At 68.0% G+C, this 24,692-nt stretch carries 18 protein-coding genes; 7 read left to right on the forward strand and 11 right to left on the reverse strand.

Annotation, left to right across the window (positions count from 1 at the left end; all coding sequences use genetic code 11):
- Positions 1-438 precede the first annotated feature (438 nt).
- From LzC2_RS08295 to LzC2_RS08315, 5 genes are all read left to right on the forward strand, one after another.
- Complete coding sequence (locus tag LzC2_RS08295) at positions 439-2,124, forward strand: sulfatase family protein (protein WP_171185744.1); 1,686 nt, start codon at positions 439-441, stop codon at positions 2,122-2,124.
- 76 nt (positions 2,125-2,200) lie between these two features.
- Positions 2,201-3,391 (forward strand): MraY family glycosyltransferase, encoded by a 1,191-nt coding sequence (locus tag LzC2_RS08300; protein WP_171185746.1) that lies wholly within the window; start codon positions 2,201-2,203, stop codon positions 3,389-3,391.
- A complete protein-coding gene (locus LzC2_RS08305) occupies positions 3,388-5,664 on the forward strand; it encodes an O-antigen ligase family protein (protein WP_171185748.1) in 2,277 nt (758 codons plus the stop codon). The genes LzC2_RS08300 and LzC2_RS08305 overlap by 4 nt, the downstream gene beginning before the upstream one ends.
- A gap of 111 nt (positions 5,665-5,775) precedes the next feature.
- Entirely contained in the window at positions 5,776-7,101 is a 1,326-nt protein-coding gene (locus LzC2_RS08310; protein ID WP_171185750.1) for a DUF1573 domain-containing protein, read from the forward strand.
- Positions 7,102-7,257: 156 nt separating this feature from the next.
- Entirely contained in the window at positions 7,258-8,949 is a 1,692-nt protein-coding gene (locus LzC2_RS08315) for a multiheme c-type cytochrome (RefSeq protein ID WP_171185752.1), read from the forward strand.
- Between the two features lie 85 nt (positions 8,950-9,034).
- On the opposite strand, the gene LzC2_RS08320 is transcribed toward LzC2_RS08315, so the two are convergent.
- Positions 9,035-10,465, reverse strand: coding sequence for an aldehyde dehydrogenase family protein (locus LzC2_RS08320; protein ID WP_171185754.1), 1,431 nt, complete (start codon positions 10,463-10,465; stop codon positions 9,035-9,037).
- A gap of 100 nt (positions 10,466-10,565) precedes the next feature.
- Between LzC2_RS08320 and LzC2_RS08325 the strand changes: the two genes are divergently transcribed.
- Together LzC2_RS08325 and LzC2_RS08330 are read left to right on the forward strand one after the other, a co-directional pair.
- Positions 10,566-11,936 (forward strand): outer membrane protein assembly factor BamB family protein, encoded by a 1,371-nt coding sequence (locus tag LzC2_RS08325; protein ID WP_171185755.1) that lies wholly within the window; start codon positions 10,566-10,568, stop codon positions 11,934-11,936.
- A 101-nt stretch (positions 11,937-12,037) separates the two neighbouring features.
- Positions 12,038-13,696, forward strand: a complete 1,659-nt coding sequence (locus tag LzC2_RS08330; RefSeq protein ID WP_171185757.1) for an SH3 domain-containing protein — start codon at positions 12,038-12,040, stop codon at positions 13,694-13,696.
- A 37-nt stretch (positions 13,697-13,733) separates the two neighbouring features.
- Here LzC2_RS08330 and LzC2_RS22555 read toward each other — a convergent pair whose 3' ends face one another.
- The 10 genes from LzC2_RS22555 to sthA all read right to left on the reverse strand — a co-directional run bounded on the left by LzC2_RS22555 (position 13,734) and on the right by sthA (position 24,671).
- The gene (locus tag LzC2_RS22555) at positions 13,734-14,150 is read right to left on the reverse strand and encodes a GNAT family N-acetyltransferase (RefSeq protein ID WP_206678616.1); all 417 of its coding nucleotides are present in this window, start codon (positions 14,148-14,150) and stop codon (positions 13,734-13,736) included.
- Positions 14,147-15,517 (reverse strand): MFS transporter, encoded by a 1,371-nt coding sequence (locus tag LzC2_RS21790; protein WP_349771128.1) that lies wholly within the window; start codon positions 15,515-15,517, stop codon positions 14,147-14,149. Before LzC2_RS21790 ends, LzC2_RS22555 begins: the two co-directional genes overlap by 4 nt.
- On the reverse strand, positions 15,514-17,109 hold the full coding sequence (locus LzC2_RS08340; protein ID WP_171185762.1) for an MFS transporter: 1,596 nt from the start codon (positions 17,107-17,109) through the stop codon (positions 15,514-15,516). Before LzC2_RS08340 ends, LzC2_RS21790 begins: the two co-directional genes overlap by 4 nt.
- A 131-nt stretch (positions 17,110-17,240) precedes the next feature.
- Positions 17,241-17,858, reverse strand: a complete 618-nt coding sequence (locus tag LzC2_RS08345; protein ID WP_171185763.1) for a hypothetical protein — start codon at positions 17,856-17,858, stop codon at positions 17,241-17,243.
- A 52-nt stretch (positions 17,859-17,910) separates the two neighbouring features.
- Entirely contained in the window at positions 17,911-18,717 is an 807-nt protein-coding gene (dapB, locus tag LzC2_RS08350; RefSeq protein WP_171185765.1) for a 4-hydroxy-tetrahydrodipicolinate reductase, read from the reverse strand.
- A gap of 45 nt (positions 18,718-18,762) precedes the next feature.
- Positions 18,763-19,464: a metallophosphoesterase gene (locus tag LzC2_RS08355; protein ID WP_171185768.1), complete on the reverse strand. Its 702-nt coding sequence runs from the start codon at positions 19,462-19,464 to the stop codon at positions 18,763-18,765.
- Between the two features lie 70 nt (positions 19,465-19,534).
- A complete protein-coding gene (locus tag LzC2_RS08360; RefSeq protein ID WP_171185770.1) occupies positions 19,535-20,749 on the reverse strand; it encodes an argininosuccinate synthase in 1,215 nt (404 codons plus the stop codon).
- A 199-nt stretch (positions 20,750-20,948) separates the two neighbouring features.
- Positions 20,949-22,565 carry a chaperonin GroEL gene (gene groL / locus LzC2_RS08365; protein ID WP_171185773.1) on the reverse strand — a complete coding sequence of 539 codons (1,617 nt, stop codon included), beginning with the start codon at positions 22,563-22,565 and terminating at the stop codon, positions 20,949-20,951.
- 81 nt (positions 22,566-22,646) lie between these two features.
- On the reverse strand, positions 22,647-22,952 hold the full coding sequence (gene groES, locus LzC2_RS08370) for a co-chaperone GroES (protein ID WP_171185775.1): 306 nt from the start codon (positions 22,950-22,952) through the stop codon (positions 22,647-22,649).
- Positions 22,953-23,141: 189 nt separating this feature from the next.
- Positions 23,142-24,671, reverse strand: a complete 1,530-nt coding sequence (sthA, locus tag LzC2_RS08375) for a Si-specific NAD(P)(+) transhydrogenase (protein ID WP_171185777.1) — start codon at positions 24,669-24,671, stop codon at positions 23,142-23,144.
- Positions 24,672-24,692 lie beyond the last annotated feature (21 nt).

Below are 24,692 nucleotides of genomic sequence, written 5' to 3' on the forward strand. Positions count from 1 at the left end.
TCTCGGGGGAGACACCGTCGTTGGGCGGCCCGTCCGACTCCGTGTGTCGGACGGAAAGACACTGTCGCAACCGCCGTGCCGGTTGCGCGTGAATCCGCCGGAAAAGGGCGAACGACCCGCAATCGGTCAGTTTTCATGGCGTTCGGCGATTCAGAAAACCCGGGGGCCGGGCCGAACGCTGCCACGAAGAGTGCCACGGGCGCGAAGCGTCTTGCAACTTTGGACCGTACAAAGTCGCCGTCGCCCCCATTTCCGCCCCGGACGACGGATTCGCGGGAGATCGATCCGGAAGACGTTTTTCGGACCGGGGGGCGCCGCGGTCGCTCGGAATCGTCGGCTCCCCGCCTCGCTGTGGCAGCGCCGGTTGTGCCTCGGTCAGCGACGGATCAGGATGCGGGTTCGCGAATCTCGCCCCGCGTCTGGATCGGACCCTTCCTCATGTCTGCACGTTTCGCTCATCCCCGTTCGGCAAGAAGCCTTACGTTCCGCCCGCTGGTCTCCGCGATCGCTTTTGCGATTGCGGCTCCATTCGCCGCGGCGGCTCAGCCGGACGCTGCGGCGGAGAAGCCGACGACGCAGCGGCCCAACGTGGTCTTCATCTTCAGCGACGACCACGCGACCCAGGCGATCAGCGCCTACGGCTCGAAGATCAACGTCACCCCGAACATCGACCGCATCGGCGCCGAGGGCATGCGATTCGATCGGTGTTACTGCACGAACAGCATCTGCGGTCCCAGCCGGGCCGTGATTCTGACCGGCAAGCACAGCCACCTGAACGGGTTCCGCCAGAACGGCAACCGGTTCGACGGCAGCCAGCAGACGTTCCCCAAGCTGCTGCAACAGGTCGGCTACCAGACCGCGCTGATCGGCAAATGGCATCTCGGCAGCGACCCGACCGGGTTCGATTACTCCGACGTGCTTCGCGGGCAGGGGCACTACTACAACACCCCGTTCAGCAAGAACGGCGGGCCGTTCGAGGTGCAGGAGGGGTACGTCACGGACGTGATCACTCAGAAGACCCTCACTTGGCTGAAAGGCGAAGACGGCGCCCGGGACACGACGAAGCCGTTCTTCCTGATGTTCCAACACAAAGCTCCGCATCGCCGCTGGGAGCCGGGTCCGAAGCATTTGACAATGTACGACGACGTCGAAATCCCGGCGCCGGACAGCCTGTTCGACGACTACGACGGCTACCCCGGCCGCAGCGACGCGGCCCGTCATCAGGATATGACGATCAGCCAGACGATGACTCTCCACGACTTGAAGCTGACCGGCCCGGACGGCCGCCTGAACGACGAGCAGAAGGCCGCGTGGAACGCCGCCTACGAACCGAAGAACGAAGCCTTCCGCGAAGCGAACCTGACCGGCAAGGACCTCGTGCGGTGGAAGTACCAGCGGTACATCAAGGACTATCTGCGGTGCGTCGCCGGCGTGGACGATGCGATCGGCGAAGTGATGGATTACCTGGAAGAGTCGGGACTGGATGAGAACACCATCGTCATCTACTCCAGCGACCAGGGCTTCTACCTCGGGGAGCACGGGTGGTTCGACAAACGGTTCATGTACGAGGAGAGCTACAAGATGCCGTTCCTCGTGAAGTGGCCGGGCGTCACCAAACCGGGATCCGTCGACAAGCACCTCGTCAGCAACCTCGACTTCGCCGAGACGTTCCTCGACATCGCCGGCGCCGAGATCCCGGACGACATGCAGGGCGTAAGCCTTGTCCCGCTGCTGGAAGGCGAGAACCCGCCCGATTGGCGGGACGCGCTGTACTACCACTACTACGAATTCAACCCGGATCGCCGCACCGTGCACGCCGTCCGGCGCCACAACGGCGTGCAGACGGACCGCTATAAGCTGATTCACTTCTACAATATTGATCAGTACGAGCTCTTCGATCTGGAGAAGGACCCGCAGGAGATGAACAGCGTCGCCGACGACCCGGCGTACGCGGACGTGCTGCGTGGGCTGAAGGTCAAGCTGGATCAGTTGCAGGAGCAGTACGAGGTGCCCGACGACTCCGGCAGCGCCCCGGCGATGCCGGATTGGCTCAAGCAAGACCTGCAGAAAAAAGCGGAGCAGCGGCTCGAGGAGACGCAGACCGATACGAAAGCGGCCACGTGATTTCGGTTTGTGTCCGCGTGAGGCGTCTCCCCGGTTCGTCGTCGCCGACAGGCGATGCGCGTCGTGAGCGGCGCCGATGACGTCGTTCGTCCTGCTGACCTTCGCCGCCGCGTTCCTTCTGAGCGCGGCGGCGACGGCATTGATGCGGCGTTTGGCCCCTCGGTGGGGGCTGGTCGACGCCCCGGATGCGGCTCGCAAGGTGCACACCAGCCCCACGCCGCTGGGCGGCGGGGTCGCGGTGTGGTTCGCCGTGATCGCCCCGCTGCTGGGCGGCGTGGCGGCGGCGGCGGCGATTCGCAGCGGTTGGGCGCCGGAGTCGATCGCGCCGGACGCGCTCCGCCCGCATCTCACCGGGGCCGGAGCGAAGATGCCGACGCTGTTGACCGTCTTGGGAGCGGGAACCGTGCTGGCGGCGGTCGGCCTGTGGGACGATCGTCGCGGTCTGCCCTGGGGCTGGCGGTTGCTGGTTCAGTTTGGCTGCGCCGCGGCCGTAGTGGCCGCCGGAGTGCGGTTCAGCCTGTTCCTCCCGGATCTGCCCGGCCGCATCGCGGCGGCCGGTTTGACGGCGCTGTGGCTGGTCGTGCTGACGAACGCCTTCAACTTCCTCGACAACATGAACGGCCTGTGCTCCGGCACCGCGGCGATCGCGGCGGGCGTGCTGGCCGCGATCATGCTGTTCTCGCTACCGCGTCCGCACTGGTTCGTGGGCGCGATGACGCTGACGCTGTGCGGGGCGCTCGTCGGATTCCTGTTTCATAACTGGCGGGGGCGCATCTTCCTGGGGGACGCCGGCAGCACGTTCGTTGGATTCATGCTGGCGGTCTGCTGCGCCCTCGGAACGTTCTATGAAGCCCCCGTCGAAGGCGCCGGCGCCGGCATCCACGGTTTCGGCAATCACGTGATCCTCGCTCCGCTGTGCGTGCTGGCGGTGCCGCTGTACGACTTCGCCACCGTCATCACGATCCGGTTGCGCGACGGAGCGAGTCCCTTTCGCCCGGACCGGAATCACTTCTCCCACCGCTTGAACGACCGCGGCCTCTCCAAGCGGGGGGCGGTAAAGACCGTGTGGCTGTGCACGCTGGTGACGGGGCTCGCCGGACTCTTGTTGTACCGCGTGGACGGCTGGATCGGGGCGGGGCTGGCGGTCGCGATCGTCGCCGGGGTTTTGGGGATCGTGGCCGTGCTGGAATTTTCGACCGGTCGAGACGGGGCGGTGATGCCCGGCCTCGTGCCGCGCCCGCCGAGCGACGGCCCGTCCTCGTCATGACGGATGCTGCGGCCACGACCGGCGCTGCGGCCCCCGCGAGGGGAACCGGCGATCGCTGGAAGCGGTGGATGCGGGCGGCCGTCGGCCTGAGCCTCGCCGGCCGGTTCCTCGTTCCGACCGAGGCGACTCTGCTGGGCCTCTCGCCCGGCGACGCCGCGGCCGACGGTTGGTTCTCCGCGATCGCATTGCTTGCGTTGTCGGTCTGGGCGGGGCGGGCTTGGTGGAGCGGCGCTTCGCAAACCGACGGCGTGCGATGGGGGCGGTGCGAGACGCTGCTGGCGGCTGTCGTGCTGGCGCACGGTCTGGCCGCGGCGCCGATCTTCTGGGAAGGCGGTCCCCGGCGGGCGGCCGCGGAGACGGTCTTCAACTGGGCCGGACTCGTCGCGGCGGCGGTTCTGCTCCGCAGCGTCTGGCGACCGGGCGACAGCGTGCGGTTCGCGGCGCTGGTCGTCGCCTGCGGAACGGCGGCCGCGGTCGTCGGCGTCTGGCAGGTGACGGTGTCGCTCCCGGCGAGTCGCGCCGAGTATCTCGACCTACGGGAGCGAGAAGCCGGCTCGGACTCCCGTGCACGGACGACGGCCCGTGCTCGCTTAGCCGCGATGAACGTGCCCGAGGAGCCCGCCGCGAGAAAGCGTTGGGAGGATCGGCTCCTGGGCTCCCGTGAGCCGTTCGGACCCTATTCCTTGGCCAACACGTTGGCCGGCGTGTTGCTGGCGGCGGCGCTGCTGTTGCCCGCGTTGGTGCAGCGAATCGACCGATCGACAGTCGCTGCAATCGGGCTCGTCGCAGCGCTTCTGGTCGGGGTGCTGCTGCTCACCAAGAGTCGCACGGGGTACGTCGGGCTGACCGTCGGCGGACTCATGTGGGCCGGCCTCCGTTGGGGACGCGGGGCGGGGCGGGGGGCTCAGAAGAAGGCCTTCATCGGCGCCGCGATCGCCGGCGGGTTGCTGATCGCCGGCGTCACCGCGGCGGTGTGGCTCGGACAACTCGACCGCGAGGTGATCTCCGAGGCGCCGCGATCCTTGGCGTTTCGCCTGCAGTATTGGGCCGGCACGTTGCGGGCATTGGCGGACCGCCCTCTGCTGGGCACCGGACCGGCGAATCTTCGGCCGTTCTATCTGCTCCACAAAGACGCCGCCGCCAGCGAGGCGATCGCGGCGCCGCACAACCTCATCCTGGATCTGTGGACCAGCGGCGGGTTGCTCGCCCCGCTGCTCGCCGCGGCGTTGGCGTGGTGCGGGGTGAGGAGGTGGCGCACGCCGCCGCCTTCGCCTCGGGCCGCCGAAGGGGCGCCTCCCGGATGGGATTCCTTGTTCACCGGGACGCTGGCGGCATTCGGGCTGGTCGGCGCGTTCGGCGGTCTGCTGGGACCGATCGCCGACGTCGAACCCGGCCTGAACCCTTGGATTTACGCCATGGTGCGGGGGTGGGATGCGCACAGCATCCTGCTGCTCGCCGCGATCCCCGCCGCCGGCGTGCTCTGGTTCGCGGGGCGGAGCGCCGGCGGGCCGCGATCGACCGGACCTGCTTGGGCGGCGGCGTGCGTCGGGTTGGCGGTGCACCTGTTGGGAGCCGACGGGGCGGAGTTTCCCGCGATCGTGGCGGTCTTCCTGTTGGCTCTTGCCGCACCCCCCCCGCGGGTCGTTCCCGACGACCTCGCCTCCGTCAGTCAGGCTCGCCGGGATTGGCTCTCGCCGGCGATCTGTCTGACGTCGGGGCTGCTCGCCGCGGTCGGGGTCTGGTTCGTCCTGTTGCCCGGAAGGGAGGCCGGCGCTCTGCTGGAAACGGCCCGGGCGGAATCCGCCCGCGGCCGCGATCCACGTGGCACGCTGTTGCGGGCCATGGCGGCCGACCCGCTTTCGGATTCTCCCCTCGCCGCGTCCGCGGATCTCGCCACCGTTCGATCGCTCGCCGATCCGACGGACGCGGGCGCCCGGCGGAAGGCCGTGGGGCTGTGGAACGATCTGCTTCAGCGCCGTCCGGGGGACGGACGCGCGTACGAGCGGATCTCCGACCTACATCGCGCGGCGGGGGACTGGGGCGAGGCGGTCGAGGCGGACCGCGCGGCGGCGCGGCTCGACCCTTCCGCCGCTGCTCCTCAGGCCCGGTTGGCGGTTTCCGCGGACCGGGCCGGCGACCGCGCGACGGCCCGAGCCGCGGCGGAAGCGGCGTTGGAACGGGATGCGATCACCCGCGACGCCGGGCACCGGGATCGGGTTTTGCCGGACGAAACCACGGCGAACCTGCGATCGCTGCTCCGCTCGGGCGACTGAATCACCCGACGGTCTCTATGATGCCGCCCCAACGCCGCCCGCCGACACGACGTAGCAGCGTCGGTCGTTCCGCGTTTTCGCCTCTCGTCCCGGTCCGTCGGTTTCGCTTCCATGAACGTGCTCGCCCGCATCGCCCTTGTCGCCGTGGTCGTGGTCGCGGTGGGGGCTGGTCTGTACTACTCGGTCGGTCCGTCCGTCTCCGGCAAGATCGTCGATCGGTCGACGGAAGAACTTCCGTTCAAAACAAACGACGTTCGATTCCTCGACCCGGACGTTCGTCCCGCTGAGAGCGGGCCGCATCCCAAAATTCAAGTCGAGGAGCCAAAGCACGATTTCGGCAAGCTGGCGTTAGGAAACAGCGACTCCCACACCTTCGTCATCAAAAACGTCGGCGACGCCCCGTTGAAGCTCGGCGAGCCGATCACGACCTGCAAATGCACCGCTCCGAAGGCCGGTAAAGGCGAGATTCTCCCCGGCGAATCGACGACCGTCACACTCACCTACACCCCGGAGAAGACCGCCAACGAGTTCGTTCAGCGGGCGTTCATTCACACCAACGACCCGACCGACCCCCGCCTGGAACTCGAAGTTTCGGGAAGCGTCGAAGAGCTGCTGCGAGCGTTCCCCGGCACGATGGTGGACTTCGGGTCCGTCGACGGGAAAGAGCCGGAGACGAAGTCGTTCAAAGTGATGTCCCGGCTGAAGGAGGACATCGTCGTCACCGGGACGGACAGCACCTCGGAATACGTGAAGGTGACGACCGCTCCGGCCGATCTCTCCCAGCCGATCAACCGGGTGGAGCCGATGAACGAGGAGATTCCGGAGGAGGAGCGCCCACCGGCCCCGCCCTCGGCGGCCGAAGCGGGCTACACGAGCGGCATCGAGGTCTCCGTGGAACTGCTGCCCGGGATGAAGGTCGGGCGATTCAAAGAGACCGTCACGGTTCAATTCGACGAGCCGGCCCCGGATGCGGAGACGCAGGCGAAGCGGTTTGCTGAGGGCAAGATCTCGGTCGATTACAGCAAGATCCAGGCGGAGGTCGTGGGCACCGTCAGCGGGCCGTTCACGTTCGTCGCGGTGCAGCGGGAGAACCAGAAGTTCCTGCCTGCGGCGTTGGCGTTCGAACTGGGCACCTTTCCGGCGGAAGAGGGAACCACGGGGACGCTCCAACTGTTCGCGTACGGCATGGACGAGCCGCTCGAACTCACCGACATCCAGAGCACGGAAAAGTACGTTCAGCTGAAGATCCGCCGCGATCCCTCGTTCCCGGTGGAGAGCGGGCGTCAGAAGCTGTTCCTGGACTTCGTCGTGCCGCCCGGCTCCCCGCCGGCCCAGCACATCCGCAAGGGGAAGGTGACCGTCACGGCGAAGACCAACCACCCGGACGCCCGCGAATTGCAGTTCTACGTCCAGATGGCGTCTTACGCCTCCAACTGAACGAGGCCGCGGCGTCGTCCCCCCGCGTCACGATCGCTCGCGGCCGGGGGTTGACCGCGATCGCCGGTGATTCGATACCCCGTACGGTTCTCGCCCGCCGCTGATGCGGTCATGGGGAGAGTCTCCCAGCACACCCACGGATCGGGCGCCCCCGCGATGAGTCAGACCGACCCCGCTCCCCCCTCGGCTCCGCCGGCGCCCGGATCGTCCGCGGCTCCCCCCGTGTGGCCGCAGGCGCTGGTCGGCGCCGTGATCGGGGCCGCGGCGTTGGGACTCGGCGCGTTCATTCTCACCCGCGGCGGCGATCTGCCGGACGATCCCGGCACGCCGACGCCCCCGGCGGCCGCAATGACGGTCGATCCGCTCGCCGGGTGGGAGAAGCCGGCGGCCGCCGTCGTCTTCACCGGGGAGGTGCACGGGTATCTGGAGCCATGCGGTTGTTCCGAGAAACAGAACGGCGGCGTCGCCCGTCGCAGCGCTCTGTTCAAGGAACTCCGCGAAGAGAAGGGGTGGGACGTCGTCGCCGCAGACGCCGGCGGAACGCTGCGGCGGACGCGCTTGCAGTCCGAACTGAAGTTCGCCGCGATGCGACGGGCCCTGGAGCAGATGGGCTACGGCCTGCTGAACCTCGGTCCCGAGGAACTGCGGCTGGGCATGGATTACCTCGTTCAGCACGTCTACGACGCCCCGCCGCTGCTGGGGGCGAACGTCGCCCTGTTCGGCGACGTCACGGGTCAGACCGCCAACGATACCGGCATCGCCCGCACCCGGATCTTAGAAGCGGGCGGCTTGAAGATCGGCTTCACCGGCGTGGTGGGGGCGACGATGGCCAAGGAACTGGCCAACCCGGATCCGAACAGCCTGATCGGCGTGGGAGACGCCGCCGACGTGCTTCCGCTGGCGCTCGAAGAGCTGGCGGACTGCGACGTACGGGTGCTGCTGTCACAGGCGGAGCCGGACGAAACGACCGCGTTCCTCCAAAATTACCCCGGCTTCCACGTCGCCGTGACCGCCGGCGGCCCGGAAGATCCGTCCGCTGAGCCGACGGTCGTCGCTACCGAAGCCGGCGATGCCTTGCTGCTGCGGGTCGGCCACAAGGGGAAACACGCGGGCGTCGTCGGGGTTTACCCGGTCGAAGGTTCCGACCGCCCGCAACTGACCTACGCGCTCGTCACGCTGTCGAAGGATCGCTTCGGCCACGACGAGAGCATGGACCCGATCATGGCGGGCTATCAGCAGTCGATCGCGGACAATCTGGAGGCGATCTTCGACGATCTCCCCCCCGCCGCTCCGCCCCGCCCGGGCGGTTACGTCGGCGCCGCGAAGTGCGGGGAGTGCCACACGAAAGCCTATGCGAAGTGGAAGGAGAGCCCCCACGCCCATGCCTTGGCGAGCCTCACCGAGGGCCGCGAGAACTTCGAGGGGGACTGGGCCGACCGCCGGCTGGACCCGGAGTGCCTGTCCTGTCATGTCACTGGCTGGGATCCGCAGGGCTACTACCCGTTCGACGGCGGTTACCTGCCCGAACGCCTCGCTGCCGGATCGGCCGGCGGGGGCGTGGACGGAACCACGGGGCTCTCGGGCATGGATCGCCACCTCAAGCTCCAATCGCAGCAGTGCGAGAACTGCCATGGCCCCGGCTCCGACCACGTCGCCGTGTTCGAGCGCTTCAAAGCCGACCCCGCCTCGGTCGATCAGGCCGAGCAAAGGGCCGCGAACAAAGCGATGCACATCGACCTCGCCACCGCTTCGCAAACCACCTGCGTGAAGTGCCACGACGGCGACAACAGCCCGGACTTCAAGTTCGAAGAGTACTGGCCGAAGATCGCCCATCCCTGGCGGGATTGAGGGACGTTCGCTTTCGCTGTGAGCCCGATGGGCGAGCGAGACCCGAGTCGTTCGGCCTCGCTCGCGCTTCGGGCTCACGATGGATCTATGGGTGCATCACAATGCACTTCAACTCGGTCATCGCCTCCACGGCATACCGCGGGCCTTCTTTGCCGAGACCGCTGTCGCCCAACCCGCCGTAGGGCATCAAGTCGGCCCGGTACTGCGGTCCGCTGCCCTCGGTTCCCGGGCCGAGGTTCACCACGCCGGCGTCGATCGATTCGCTCAATCGGATCGCGCGGGACAGATCCCGCGTGAGCACGCCCGCAGCGAGGCCGTAGCGGGTTTCGTTCGCCATGCAGACGGCCTCCTCCTCGGAGTCGAACGCCCGCAGTCCGCACGCCGGGCCGAACAGTTCGTCGTCGTAGGCCTTCATCCCCGGTTCGACGCCGTCCAGCAGCGTCGGGGTGAGGAGCGAACCGTCCCGTTCCCCGCTGCAGACGCGCGTGGCTCCGGCGGACACGGCTTCGTCCAGCCATTCCTGCACGCGGTCGGCGTCGGACGAGCGAATGAGCGGCCCGACGTCGACGCTTTCGTCGGCCGGGTCGCCGGTTTTCAGGGAGGCGAAGGCGTCGGCCAGTAGACCGCGGAACTCGGCATGGGCGGCTTGTTCGACGAGAACTCGTTGCACGGAGATGCACACCTGACCGGCGTTCGCGGTCGCCTGTTTGGCCAGCATCGTCGCGGCGGCGGGGAGGTCGGCGTCGGCGAAGACGACGACGGGGCAGTTCGATCCGAGTTCCATCGTCACCCGCTTCACCCCGGCTGCGGCGATGATCTTGGCGCCGACCGCGTCGCTGCCGGTGAAGGTGATCTTCCGCACCCGCCGGTCGCCGCAGATCGCCTCGCCCAGTTCGCCGCCGGGGCCGGTTAGACAAGCGATTGCCTCCTCAGGCAACCCGCACTCCAGCAGCAGACGAGTGAGGGCGAGCGCGGAGAGCGGCGTGACGCCGGCCGGTTTGATCAGGATCGCGTTCCCCGCGGCGATCGCCGGACCGACCTTGTGACAGACGAGGTTGAGCGGGAAGTTGAACGGCGTGATCGCCGCGACGATCCCGCAGGGAACGCGGCGGGTGAAGGCCAGCTTGCCGGCGCCGTTGGGGGCGGATTCGATCGGCAGCACCTCGCCGCCGATACGTTCGGCTTCGATCGCGGAGAGCCGCAGCGTCTCCGCGGCCCGCTTCGCCTCGCCGATCGCTTCGGTGATCGGTTTGCCGCCCTCGGCGCAGATCCGGGCGCCCCACTCCTCCGCGTCGGCGGCGATCTGGTCGGAGGCGTGAAACAAAATTGCCGCGCGATCGCGGGGATTCATCGCCCGCATCGCCCCCGCGCCGTCGGTCAAGACGCCGAGGGCGGCGTCGACCTCCGCGGCGTCGGCGGTGGGAACCGTGTCGATCACGGCGCCGTCGAACGGGTTCACGACCTCCGTCGGTTCGCCGGGGGTGCGCCAGTCGCCGCGGGAGAAGAGGGGCTGCATGGGAGTGTTCCGCGGGGGAGCGATCCGCTCGCGGTTTCGTCAGGGTCGGGGGTAAGCGATCCTATCCGGCCCCGCTCCTCTCGCCTCGGACGACTTCCCCATGCCCCGCCTGCTCGCCGCGTTTGCGGCCCTCACCCTCGCCGCCACGCCGTGCATCAGCCACGCCGCGGATTGGCCGCAGTGGCGCGGCCCGAACTTCGACGGCACCTCTCCCGAAACGGATTTGCCGACCGATTGGACCGACGGCGGGGACGGCGCGATCGCCTGGAAGACGCCGCTGCCCGGACCCGGCGGCGGTACGCCGGTCGTCGCCGGCGGTCGCGTGTTTCTCACCGCGGCGGAGGGCGTCGGCGACGATGCTCAGCTGATCGTGTTGTGCTTCGACGCGAAGAGCGGGAAGGAACTGTGGCGGCGGACCGCCGGGACCGGCAACCAGACCGCCCGCGTGGACGAGGGCAACAGCGCCTCGAACAGCTGCGTGACCGACGGACAGCGTGTCTGGGCGACGTTCGGCGACGGCACGATCTCCTGCCTGACCGCTGAGGGCGAACCCGTCTGGGGAGCGGACCTGCAACATCGCTTCGGCGAGTTCGACATTCAGTTCGGCTTCAGCAGCACCCCCGTTCTGCACGACGGCCGGCTCTACTACCAGCTGATCCACGGCGACGGGAACGCCTCCACGAACGAGGCCCGCGTCGTCGCGCTCGACGCCGCCACCGGCGCGACCGTCTGGGAACGGGAGCGCCGCACCGGCGCCAGCCGCGAGAACGAACACAGCTACGCCTCGATCGCGTTGAACCCGTTCAGCGAACCGCACTCGTTGATTACCCACGGCGGTGACTACGCGATCGCCCATTCGCTCGAGGGCGACGAGCTGTGGCGTTTGGGTGGTTTGAACCCGCAGGGACCGGACTACCACACGACGCTGCGGTTCGTCGCCAGCGCCGGCGTGGGGCAGGGGGCGAACGGTCAGGCCCTCACGGTCGTGCCGACGGCGAAACGCGGTCCGGTGTTTGCGGTTGCCTGCGACGAAGCTCGACGGGTGGCGGAAACGGAGGGCCGCAAGCCGGCGCCCGGTGGCGAGCAGGGCGCGGACGTCATCGGCACGGACGCCGTCGTCTGGAGCCTCGATCGCGGAACGCCGGACGTGTCAACCCCGCTGATCGCCGGCGGCCTCGTCTATCTGATGGGCGAACGCGGCGTGCTGTCCGTGCATGACGCGGCGACCAGCGAGGAGGTTTATCAGGAACGTCTCACCGGCGGTCTTTACCGCGCCAGCCCCACGCTGGCGGACGGGAAGCTGTACGCGGTCGATCGCGACGGCGTGACCTCCGTCGTGAAGGCGGGGCGAACGTACGAGCTGCTCGGGCAGAACGAACTGGGCGAGCCGACCTCCGCCAGCCCCGCGGTCGCGGACGGCACAATCTACTTCCGCACCTTCGACACCCTGATCGCCGTGCGAAAGAAGTGAGACGAAGCACGGAGCGATTGCTCTAGCCCCCCGACGACGCGATTCGCTAAGCCCCCGCGGTCCCGCTTCGCGTCCGAAGGGAATTGGCTGTTATGCGCCCCGTGATCTGTTTCGCCCTGCTGTATTGCGCCGCCCCGGCGGCCTGCTCCACCACGTACGGGCAGGAGTTCCCCTACGCCGCACAGGTCGCCGCGGACGGCTTGCCGGTTCACGCCGGGCCGCTGGCCGATGATTACGTCACCACCACGCTGCCGCGGGGCACGCAGGTGACAGTCGTCCGCCACGATCCCGACGGCCGAGCGATGATTCAGGCGCCCTCCGGGGCCGTGAGCTTCGCGAAGCTGGAATGGCTGACGATGACCGCCGGGACCGCCGAGGGCGGCGGAACCGCGACCGTCACCGCGACCGGGAACGAACTCTATTGCCGCGTCGGCAGTCGGGTCGGCGAGGCGCCGATGATCGAACAGGTGCCGCTGAAAACGGGACAGGCGATCGCGGTGCAGGGGACGCGCTCGCTGCCCGGTCCGAATGGGCCGGAAGTCTGGGCGCAGATTCCCTCCCCGAAGGGCGAGCACCGTTGGGTGCAGCGCCGCTACCTGCTGCCGGCGAACGCCCAGGCCCGCGCCGACCTCGACCGCGATCCGTATGCCGTTCCGAGCGACCTGCTCGACGCTGGCGCCCCGGTCCCCGGCGGCGGGACCGTCGCTCAGACCGATCCGTTCGCCCCGGCCCCGGCCGACGCAACCGGCAGCGGCGTGGTGGAAGTCGCGTTTGCCGCACCGCATCCGTTGCAGGGCGGGTCGAACGCATCCCCGCTGCTTGCCGCCGCCGATCCGCCGTCCGCTTCCGGTCTGCAAACGGCCAGTGCCGACCCGTTCTCGCAACTCGGATCGCCTGCGATGCCGATGGGACAGAGCGCCTTTCCCAGCGGGACCAGCGCCGATCGGAGCCAGGACGGTCCCCGCGATCCCAGCCACGCCGATCGCTTCGCCGCACACGGTGCCGCCGCGGTGGAAGCGGACCGCCGACGGCTGACGGAACTCGATCGCCGGATGGACAAACTGTTGGACGCCGATCCGCAGTCGTGGAACCTCGTCGATTTGGAGGCGGACCTCCGCGACCTCCGCGATCGGGCCAGCTCCAATGCGGTCCGTCGTCTGGCTCAGGCCCGGCTCGTGCGGATCGACGTGCTGAAGTCGATCCGCGGCGAGTACTCCGAGTACGTCGAACTGACCGAACGCACCGACCAACGGGACGCCCGCCTGACGGTCGAGGCGTCCGAGATGCTCCGCCGCTTCGCCCAGGTTGAGGAACCGTACGGGATCGCCCCGTATGGGCCGCAAACCGCGGAGGGCTTTCCGATGCACGCCCCCGCTCCGCGGACCGCTGCGGGACCGGGCGGATTCGATCCGTACGGCGATACGCCCTCGTTGGCCGCCCCGCCGAGCGGCGGGATCGATCAGTTGTCCCACTCCGAACCGGCCGGCGGCCCGGCGCCCGCCGACGCTCCCCCCGGGGCGATGGTGTTCGAGGCGGTCGGCGTGTTGCGGGAAGTCACGAACCCCCCGCACCCGCAGGCGCCGAAGTTCGCCCTCGTCGCCGCCGACGGCCGCGTGGCCGCCTACTTGAAGGACGACCCGCGATTGGGTCTCGCCGGTCGCGTCGGGCAGAACTTCGGGGTGAACGGACGCCGGTTCTCCCACCCGGATATCGCCGCCCCGATGGTGGCCGTCACCCGGCTGACGCCGGTTCGCAAGTGAGCCGGGCGGGCGCCGCATGGCTCGGCCCGGGTCGAGGTCAGTGGTCGTCGCCGCGGTAGATCCACATTGCCGCGGCACCCGGCGGAGCGACAAACCCATTGCGTTCGTAGAACCCGATCGCGGGGGTGTCGGCCAGCAGCACCTGCTGGTGGAAGTCGCCGTAGAAGGTCTGCATCGCCTCCGCGATCGCCCGCCCCACGCCGCGGCCCTGCCACTCTGGAAGGACGAGCAGGTGCGGGTAGTAGACGACGAGGGCGCCGTCGGAGATCGCGTTTCCCAACCCGATCAGCAGGTCGTTCGCCCAAGCGCTGACGACGCGCTCTGAGTTCGCCAGTGCGGAGAGCAGCGCGTCCGGCTTGTCGGCGCTGCTCCAGTCGTTCGCTCGATACAGGGCTAGGACCGGCTCCCGGGGGAGGTCGCGATCGTACTTCAGGATGAAGGACGGGGCGGTCACGTCGCTTCCACCCGGCCCCGTCGCCGGCCGACCATCCAGACGGGAACCAGCACCACCGAGACGGCGATCGCCGCGGCGAGGAACAGCAACCGTGACGGCGCCTCCGCTCCGCCGGACGCCCATTCGGAGAGCGTCCCGGACAGCAGGAACCCCAGCGGCATGCCCACGCCGACGGTCACCACAGCGAACAGGTTTTGGCCGCTGGCCCGCAGATCCTTCGGGCAGCGGGAATCGACGTACAGCTGCACCGCGACGATCAGGAACACGTGGCAGACCCCGTGCAGCGCCAGCCCGGCCAGCACCGGGCCGGTGGCGTCCGTCACGGCCAACAGCAGGAACCGCAGCGCCCACGCGGCGACGCCGATCGTGAACGTCGCCGTCACCCCCAATCGCTTGAGGCACAGCCCCAGCAGCAGCAGGGCGGGGAACTCCGACAGCTGGCCGACGGTCATCACAGCGGGCACCCAGTCGGGGTCGTAGCCGTCGCGGACGAGCAGGGCGGGCACCTCCAGCGTGTAGACCGGAATGATCAGCGACAGCGCGAAGCTCGCCGCGATCAGCAGGGAGAACTGCTTGTCCTTCAGCAGCCCGAGCGTTTGCAGCGGGGCGAACCGTCCGCTGGTCGGCGTCGGGGGGGGGCTTCGCGGCAGCCACGCGCAGAAGCTCGAGAGCGCGAACGACAGCACCGCGGCGATGCGGAAGCAATCCGCCTCGTCGACCGGGGCGAGCCGGCGGAGCAGGCTGTCGGCGTGCTCCAAGCTGTCCCGCAGGGCGGGGGAGTTCCGGCTGAGCCACTGCATCGCTTCCCGTTGACCCAGCCACACGGAAACGAACAACCCGCTCAGCACCCAGCCCACCGTCCCCCACAGTCGCACCCGGCCGAACTGCGAGTCCGGGTCCGGCAGATGGCGAAACGTGACCGCGCTGACGACGGGCAGGGTCGGGAAGTACAGGGCGCTGAAGAGGCCGACGGTGGCGATCAGGAACCAGAATCCCTCGCCCGTGACGCTGAAGATGTCCGCCGCGAACGGCACCGCCAGCAACGTGACGCCCCCGAAGAAGTGGGCGACCGCGAGGTACTTCTCCGCCCCGATCAGCCGGTCGCACAATTGTCCCACCACGATCGGCGCGACCCACAGCCCGACCGCCGCGACGGCGAACAGGCTGCCGAGTTGCCCGCGGGACAGACCGCGGCTCTCAAAGTACAGCGGCAGATAGGTCAGCAGGGCGCCGGTGATGCCCCACTGAAGCATCCACAATACGCTGAGCCGCACGCGCAGTCCCAGCGACGGCCGCCGAGGCGGCGGGGCGGCAGCCGCCTCGGCGGGGAGGGGATCGGACGAGGGCGGAGCAGAGGGATCGATCAGCCGAGTCCTTCCGCCGGCGTTCCGCCGGTGCCGGGACCGGGTTCGGTCGGCTCGTCGCCGGTCGTGTCCGCGGCGAGTTCGGCCTGCTGAACCGGCGTCAGGCGATCACGGAACAGCAGGCAGAACAGCACGAGGATCACCGCGGCGACCCCGCACGGCCACAGCCAGATGGTCGTCCAATCTCGCCCGGCGTCGGTCGAGTAGAACTCGACCAGCTTGCCGAACAGGAACGCCCCGACGAACAGCCCGACACCCTGCGTCATCAGCACGAGGAAGCCCTGGGCCTGTCCGCGAAGACCGGCGGGCGCCCGCTTCTCCGTGTAGATCTGTCCCGTCACGAAGAAGAAGTCGTAGCAGATGCCGTGCAGCAGGATGCCGAGGAAGATCGCCATGCCGGCCGGCGTGAACATCGTGGCGAGCGTGCCGCCGTCCATGCCCTCGGCGCCCGCGGCGAAGGCCGACCCGCCGGAGAACAGGGCGTACCGCAACGCCCACGCCGCCATGCCCGCGGCGAGCATCCACTTCACGCCCAGCCGGGCGAACGCCAGCGGCATCAGCAGCATGAACAGGATTTCGCTGCCCTGGCCGGCGCTCATCACGGCCGTGGCGTTTTCGCCGAACGCCGTCTGGCCCGCGAACGTGCCGGCCCAGTTGTAGTACCCGGCCAGCGGCACGCAGAGCAGGGCGCTGGCGATCATGAACACGGCGAAGCTGCGATCCTTCATCATCCCGATCGCCCCCAGCCCCAACAGGTCCGACGCCTTCGCCGGCTGCCCCTTCATCGGCGGCGGCGTGTGCGGCAGGGCGAGGGCGTAAATCGCCAATCCGATGCAGGCGGCCGCCGTGACCCAGTACTGATCGATGCTGAGTTCGAGGTTCGATCCTCCCAAGCCCTCTTTGCCGAAGATCGCCTCCCAGAAGCCGACCACGAGGTTGGCGGCGATCCAACCGATCGTGCCCAGCACCCGCACCGTGGGGAACTGCCGTTCGGGATCAGTGAGGTGCGAGAACGCGATCGTGTTCGTCAGCCCCAGCGTCGGCATGAAGCAGAGCATGTGGGCCAACAGCAGCGCGATGTAGACCGTCTGGCCGCCGGTATCGGATTGGTTCGTCTCTTGCGGCACCGCCAATGCGGCTTCCCGGTCCTCAAGCTCCGCTTCGAGGCGGATGCGCTCGGGGGAGTCCGCGGGGGCGTCGGCCTCGTCCAGCGCCTTCAACTCCTGCTTCGTCTCCGTGATCGCCTCCTGATAGGGAACGAGGCTGATCGGTTCGCAGACCAGCGGCACCGCGGCCATCGCCCCGGCGCCGACCAGCATCAGTACGGCGAGAACCCGCTCGCTGGCGAAGAAACGGTCCGCGACGATGCCCAGGAACAGCGGGGAGAGCAGCGCCGCGATCGGGCCGACGGAGTACGCCCACCAGATGATCGATCCCCAGCCCACGCCTTCGTCCAGGAACCGGCCGGTCGAGACGTACCAACTGCCCCAGATAAAGAACTGGAGGAACATCATCGCCGCCAGCCGGCCGATCGGCGCCGGCGGGGCGCCTGACGGCGACGCGGTCGAGGAGGAGGAACCGTTCGCCGCTGCCATCGCCGCACGCTCGCTGGGGTCGAAACCGGGGGTCCCGTTACGAACGAAATGATCGCCGGGCCGCGCGATGATGGCCCCGCCGCGCCGCGCCCACAACCGCACCGCGGTCTCGAGTTCTCATCGAGGCAGGATCACTCGGCGATCTCGCCGGTCAGCCAGACCGCGGGGGTGACGCCGCCGGTTTGCAACGCGGAACCCTGTGCCGCCGGTCCGCCGGCCGGAACGACGCCGTCTCCCCGGATCACGCCGCTCCCCGGGATGAGGCGGCCGCCGGCGTCGATCGGATCCGGGATGACGTCCGTCGGAACCGCCCGGACCGGGCGGCCGTCGGAAACGTGCAACGCCGAGACCACCGGCGAAGCGGGCGAGCCTGTGGCCTTGGCGGGCGCTTTCGCGCAGGGGGCGGCGTCCGTCGTTTCGTCCGCGGGTTCGGCTGCGGATGCGAGGATCACGCCGCCCACGTCCGCGGGCGGGCGAGCCGTCGGTTTCGCGGATTGGCCCGCCTCCGGAGCCAGAACGGCGTAAGCGAGGCCGGCTGTGGCGGCGATCGTCACGCCGCACGCCAGCATCGGCCCACGCCACGCGCCGACGGCCCGGAAATCTTCTCTTCGAACATCTCCCTCGGCCTGCGGGCGAATCGCCTGCTGCGACAGACGGGGAAGGGGCGCCTCGACATCCGGCGCCGTCGCGGGCGGCGGCGCCGGCCGATCAAACTGGAACAGCGAGCGGCGAGCGGCGGGAGCGTCCATGGAAGAACCGTGGATGGAGGGAGTACCCGCAGCATCGGCACGACCGGCCCGATCACTTGAGGCCGAGAACCTCGTCCATCCCGTACATCCCCGGCGGCCGACCGACGGCCCAGCGGGCCGCGGCGATCGAACCGTTCGCGTAGCTGTCCCGGGTCCGGCCGCGGACGGCGATCTCCAGCGTCTCGCCCAGCATGCCGAACAGGATCGAATGCTCGCCCACGTTGTCCCCCTCGCGGACGGCGTGCAGGCCGATCTCCGAGTGCGGCCTGGCCCCCGGACGCCCCTCGCGGCCGTGGGCGAAGTCTTCCTGTCCCATGACGTCCCGGACGATCTCCGCAAATCGAAGCGCCGTTCCGCTGGGGGCGTCCTCTTTGAATCGGTGATGCCGTTCGATGATCTCCACGTCCGCCCCGCCGGGGGTCTCCTTGAGGGCCTGCGCAGCCAACGCCGTCAGTCGCATGGCCACGTTGACGGCGGTGCTGAAGCTCGGGGCGAAGACCACCGGGATCGTCTCCGCCGCTGTGCGGACGGCGTCGATCTGCGACTCGGACAGCCCCGTCGTTGCGACCGCGATCGGCAGATCCCGTTTGACGCAGCTCGACAGCACCGACATCAGCCCGTCTGGGGTGGAGAAGTCGATGACCGCGTCGCACTTCGCGGCGCCGATGGACTGCGAGATCAGAACGCCCGCGGTCCCGACCCCGGCCAGATCGCCGGCGTCCAGACCGAGGTGCGGCGAGCCGGCGGAGTCCAGCGCCGCCGCGAGCGTCGCGCCTTCGTCGGCCATGACCCCGGCGACCACGCGGCGCCCCATCCGCCCGGCGGCCCCGTTGACGGCGATTCTCAGCGGAGCGGACATATACGGGGCGAGGTGAAGTGAACGAGGGGAACGGAAGGCGAGACGTTACCCGCGATCCTCGAACCTCGCCAAATCGAACGGTCCGCGGGCGTCTCCCCGCTGATTCGCCTGCCAGATGCGATCGTTGCCGTCCGGGCTGATCTCCAACGCCGTGATCCAGCCGTCGGGGGCGTAGACCTTCGTGTCGATGCAGCACCAACCCGGCCACACGCGGGGTTCCCCGGAGGACTGGGCGGTATGCCCGCAGACGACCCGTCGCCCGTTCGGCGGGGGCGGCTCGTCGTATGTCAGCTTCTCCCAACGCAGGATGTGACCCTCCTGCTCCGAGAGCGGCAGGGCCGGCTCGATCATCGCGTGGACGAAGATGTCGGAGCCTCGCTCGACGATCGTCCGGGCGGATTCCAAGAACCGGAGATGTTCCTCGGGCACGTCCTTCGGCGACCCACCGTAGCTGGCCAACGTCTCCTTGCCGCCGAAGGCCTCCCAGTTCGCGCCGAAGTTGCGGAAGCCGGGCCGGCCCAACGCTCCGAGAAACATCTCGTCGTGATTGCCGAGGATGACGTGCAGGTCGATCTCCTCCCCAAGCGCGATCAGCAGATCGATTGCGCGAGCGGTGTCCGGCCCGCGGTCGCAGAGATCCCCCAGTTGCACGAGCGATTCCCCCTCACGCAGATCAAGCGTGGTGAGGAGGGTTTCCAAGGCGACGTCACAGCCGTGAACGTCGCCGACGGCGAAGGTGCGGGACATGCGGGCATTCTAGGTCGACGGCAAGCCGTCGACCTGGGGGAGATCACGTCCGCTGAGTCACTTCGGCGGCTTAGTAACTCCGCGGCGTCACCGTGCCCTGCACGCGGCAGGGGAGGCCGGTGATGCGGAGGAAGCCGGTGGCGTCGTCCTGATCGTAGCTGCCGCCGCCTTCCATGCTGGCGATCTCCGCGTCGTACAGGCTGTTCGGCGAGCTGCGACGCCGGGCCATGAGGTTCCCCTTGTACATCCCGAGCGTCACCTCGCCGGTGACGGGTTCCTGGGCCTTGTCCGTGAAAGCGAACAGAGCGTCCAGCTTCGGCGTGTACCACAGGCCGTAATAGACCATCTCCGCGACGACGGGCGAAAGCTGATCGCGGAGGTGCATCAGGTCGCGATCCAGCGTCAGCTCTTCGAGCATCCGATGGGCCTCGTACAGCAGTGTCATGCCGGGAGCCTCGTAGACGCCGCGGCTCTTCATGCCGACGAAGCGATTCTCCACCATATCGATCCGGCCGACGCCGTTGCGGCCAGCCAACTCGTTGGCTTTCTCCACGAGATCCTTCGCCCCGAGTTTCGTGCCGTTGATGGAGACGGGCACGCCGTGCTCGAAGCCGATGGTGACTTCTTCCAGCTTGTCGGGGGCTTCCTGCGGGGAGACGCCCATCGTGAAGTCGACCACATCCACGCCGGCGACGGACAGGTCTTCGAGATCCCCGGCTTCATATGAGACGTGCAGGCAGTTCTCGTCGCTGCTGTAGGGCTTGGCGCTGGTCGCTTTGACCGGAATGCCTTTTTCCTCGCAGTAGGCGATCAGTTCCGTGCGACCGGGGAACTTGTCGCGGAAGGCTTTGATCCGCCACGGGGCGATCATCTGGACCGACGGGTCCAACGCCTCGGCGGCGAGCTGGAACCGGCACTGGTCGTTCCCCTTGCCGGTCGCCCCGTGGGCGTACGCCGTGGCGCCGACCTCACGGGCGACTTGCAGCATCACCTTGGAGATCAGCGGGCGGGCGATGCTCGTACCGAGCAGATAGATGGACTCGTATTTCGCCCCGGCTTTGAGCACGGGGAAGGCGAAGTCGCGGCACATCTCCTCGGTCACGTCGACGATGCGGCTCGACGCGGCGCCGCAGTCCTTCGCCTTCTGGAGGATCGCCTGCTTGTCCTCGCCGGGCTGACCGATGTCGACGTACACGCAGTGAACGTCCCAGCCTTCATCCTGGAGCCAGCCGAGGATGACGGAGGTGTCCAGACCGCCGGAGTAGGCGAGTACGCAGGCGGGCATGGGAGCGAAGTCGGTTCGAAGTGACGTGGGAGGAACGAATCGGACAGTCTAACGGGGCGGGGCGGTCGGTAGAAACGACGGCGCCCGATCTGAAGCGGCCCGTTGCGAGATTGCAGAGCGGACACGAAAGAAGCCCCCGGCGTTCCCGCCGAGGGCTTCGGTGAACCTACGAGACCCGTCCCGGGGGACGGTTTCGAGATCAGTAGAGGTCGTCGCCGCCCATGCCGCCGCCCTTGCCCTTGGCGGGCTTCTCGGCGATCAACGCTTCGCTCGTCAGCAGCAGCGTGCTGACGGACGCGGCGTTTTGCAGCGCGGTGCGGGTAACCTTCGCCGGGTCGATGATGCCGGCGGCGACCATGTCTTCATAGACGTCGGTCGCGGCGTTGTAGCCGAAGTTGCCGTCTTCGGCGAGTACCTTCTCGCAGACCACAGCGCCGTCCTTGCCGGCGTTGTTGGAGATCTGGGTCAGCGGAGCGCGGCAGGCCCGCAGGATGATCTGGTAGCCGGTGCCGAAGTCGTGGCCTTCCTTCTTGACGGCCTTGACCTGCGAGCTGGCCCGCAGCAAAGCGACGCCGCCGCCCGGCAGGATGCCTTCTTCGACGGCCGCACGGGTGGCGTGCAGGGCGTCTTCGACCCGCGCCTTCTTCTCCTTCATTTCGGACTCGGTGGCGGCCCCGACGTTCACCTGGGCCACGCCGCCGGCCAGCTTCGCGACGCGCTCTTCGAGCTTCTCGCGGTCGTAGTCGCTGGTGCTGTTTTCCAGCTCGCGGCGGATCTGCTCGATCCGGGCCTTGAGGTCGGCGGTCTTGCCGCCGCCTTCGACGAGGGTGGTGTTGTCCTTGTCCACGACGACCTTCTTACAGGTGCCGAGGTCGGACAGCTGGAGGTTCTCCAGCTTGATGCCGAGGTCCTCGAAGATCGCGGTGCCGCCGACCATCACAGCGATGTCCTGCAGCATCGCTTTACGACGATCACCGTAGCCCGGCGCCTTCACCGCAGCGACCTTGAAGGTGCCGCGGAGGTTGTTGATGACGAGCGTGGCGAGGGCTTCGCCTTCGACGTCTTCGGCGATGATCAGCAGACCCTTGCCGCTCTGGACGACCTTCTCCAGCACGGGGACCAGATCCCGGATGTTGGAGATTTTCTTTTCGTGAACGAGGATGTACGGATCCTCCAGCACGACCTCCATCGCCTGCCGGTCGGTGACGAAGTAGGGGCTGAGGTAGCCGCGGTCGAACTGCATGCCTTCGACGACGTCGAAGGTGGTTTCGAGGCTGCGGCCTTCTTCCACGGTGAGGACGCCGTCGTTGCCGACCGCTTCCATCGCCTTGGAGATAATGCCGCCGATCTCCGCGTCGCCGTTGCTGGCGACGGTGCCGACTTGGGCGATCGACTTGCTGTCGCGGGCCTCGATGCTCATCGACTTGAGCTTGGCGACGATGTCTTCGACCGCCTGATCCATGCCCCGCTTCATCTCGATCGGCGAGACGCCGGAGACGACGGCCTTGAGGCCTTCGTTGTAGATCGCCTCGGCCATCACCGTGGCGGTGGTGGTGCCGTCGCCGGCGTTGTCGCTGGTCTTGGAGGCGACCTCCTTCACCATGCGGGCGCCCATATCCTCGAACTTGTCCGGGAGTTCGACTTCCTTGGCCACGGTCACGCCGTCCTTGGTGACGGTCGGGGAACCGAAGGACTTCTCAAGGATGACGTTCCGGCCCTTGGGGCCGAGGGTCACCTTGACGGCGCGGGCCAGCTTGCCGACGCCGCGGCGCATGGCTTCCTGGGCCTCTTGGTCGAACGCGATCATCTTCGCCATCGGATAACTCTCTTTGTTTAGGAATGTACGGGTGGAGAATAGGGGCGCCGCAATCGCGGCGGACGCGGGGCCGGGCGCCGCTTAGCAGGTGGCGAGGATGTCGCTCTCGCGGAGCAACAGCAGCTCGTCGTCGCCGATCTTGATTTCGTCGCCGGCGTAGCTGCTGAAGATGACGGTGTCGCCCTCCTTGACCGTCAGCGGCACCTTGGTGCCGTCGTCCTTCACATGGCCGTCGCCCACGGCGACGACCTCGCCGCGCTGCGGCTTATCCTTGGCGGCGTCCGGCAGCACGATCCCGCCGGCGGTGGTGGATTCGGCCTCGGCGCGCTTCAGCACGACGCGGTCGCCCAGCGGGGCGATGTTGATCTTGGCGGAGGGCTTCGCCATCGGTGTTCGGAACTCGAAGATACTGCGGGAAACGGACAGACCGGCCGAGCCGGTCAGTTTCCGAACACACAGCGAACGCCGTGCCGAGCAGTCAGTGCCTCTCGTAACCGCATGGGGGGCGATCGGTTCCGTCGATCGCAATTTGCGGCGGACCCGATCGTCTGTCAGATCGGCAGCGACAGGGGACGCTCAGAACAGGCGGTTATAGCCGTTCAGCGCCGCGACGCGGTACGCCTCCGCCATCGTCGGATAGTTGAAGGTCGTGTTTACGAAGTAGTCGATCGTGTTGCGGCCTTTCGGCTGCGCCATAATCGCCTGGCCGATATGGACAATTTCGCTGGCGCTGCGGCCGAAGCAGTGGATCCCCAGGATCTCCCTTGTTTCCCGGTGGAATAACAGTTTCAGCATGCCGACCGGCGTGCCGTCGATCTGAGCGCGGGCAAGATGTTTGAACATGCTCTGGCCGACCTCGTACGGCACGTTCGCCTCCGTCAATTCTCGCTCCGTCTGTCCGACGCTGCTGATCTCCGGGGAGGTATAAATCCCGGTCGGCACGTCTTTCAGCGCGGTGCGGTCCTCACGGCCCTCGATCAGGTGCATCGAAGCGTAACGGCCCTGCACATAGGCGGCGCTGGCGAGCGACGGGTAGCCGATGACGTCCCCCACGGCGTACACATGCTTGTGCTTTGTCCGCAGGTTTTCGTCGACCTCCAAGTGTCCCCGGCGGTTCGGTTCGATCTCCAACTGATCCAGCCCGAGCGTATCCGTATTCCCGCTGCGGCCGACGGCCCAGAGCAGGACGTCGGACTTCAACTTCTTGCCGCTTTTCAGGTGCAGGACGACGCCGTCGTCCCGACCTTCGACATGGTCCAGGTTCTCCCGGTGACGGATGACCACGCCGCGATCGCGGAGGTGATACGCGAGGGCATCGATGATTTCGTCGTCGAGGAATTCCAGCAGCTTCTCGCGGGTGTTGACCAGGTTCACCTTGCAACCGAGGTTGCGAAACATGCTGGCGTACTCGCAGCCGATCACGCCGGCGCCGTAAATCGTGATGCTCATCGGCGTCTCTTCCAGCGAGAGGATCGTGTCGCTGTCGAAGATCCGCGGGTGGGAAAAATCGACCTCCGGATGGCGAAACGGACGCGAACCGACGGCGAGGACGAAGGCGTCGCCGGTGTAACGGGTCTCGTGACCGTTCTCGCCGGTCACGGCGAATTCGTGCAGTCCGGTGAACCGAGCATGTCCGGGCAGCAGCGTGACGCCGTTGCGGTCGTAGAACGTCTGCCGCATGGCGACCTGTCGGTCGATCACCCCGGAGGCACTGGCCCGTAGCTGGGAAAACGAGGCGGTGATGCTGCCGCACGCCGCGCGAACGACCGGCATCTGGGCGGCCTCGGTCACCTGATTGATCGCGTACCGCAGGGCCTTGCTGGGGATCGTGCCCCAATGCGTGCAGCCGCCGCCGACCCGGGCGTACTTCTCGCACACGGCCACCCGCTTACCGAGTTTCACCGCCTGCATGGCCGCTCCCTCCCCTCCGGGACCGGTGCCGATCACGACCACGTCAAAATCGCGGTCGGCCGTATCCTCCACGCCGGTGGCGAATCCCTTGCCGGTGCCGGCGAACTTCGGCGTGATGTCTGCCAGCCCTGTGCCGTGCTCCTCCCGCTGTTCGACTTCTTCGGGGGTGTCGGGGCCGTCTTGCTCGTCGCTCATCGGGGCCGGAAGTGGGTTCGG

The organism is Alienimonas chondri (assembly GCF_013036045.1).
GTDB classification, from domain to species: domain Bacteria; phylum Planctomycetota; class Planctomycetia; order Planctomycetales; family Planctomycetaceae; genus Alienimonas; species Alienimonas chondri.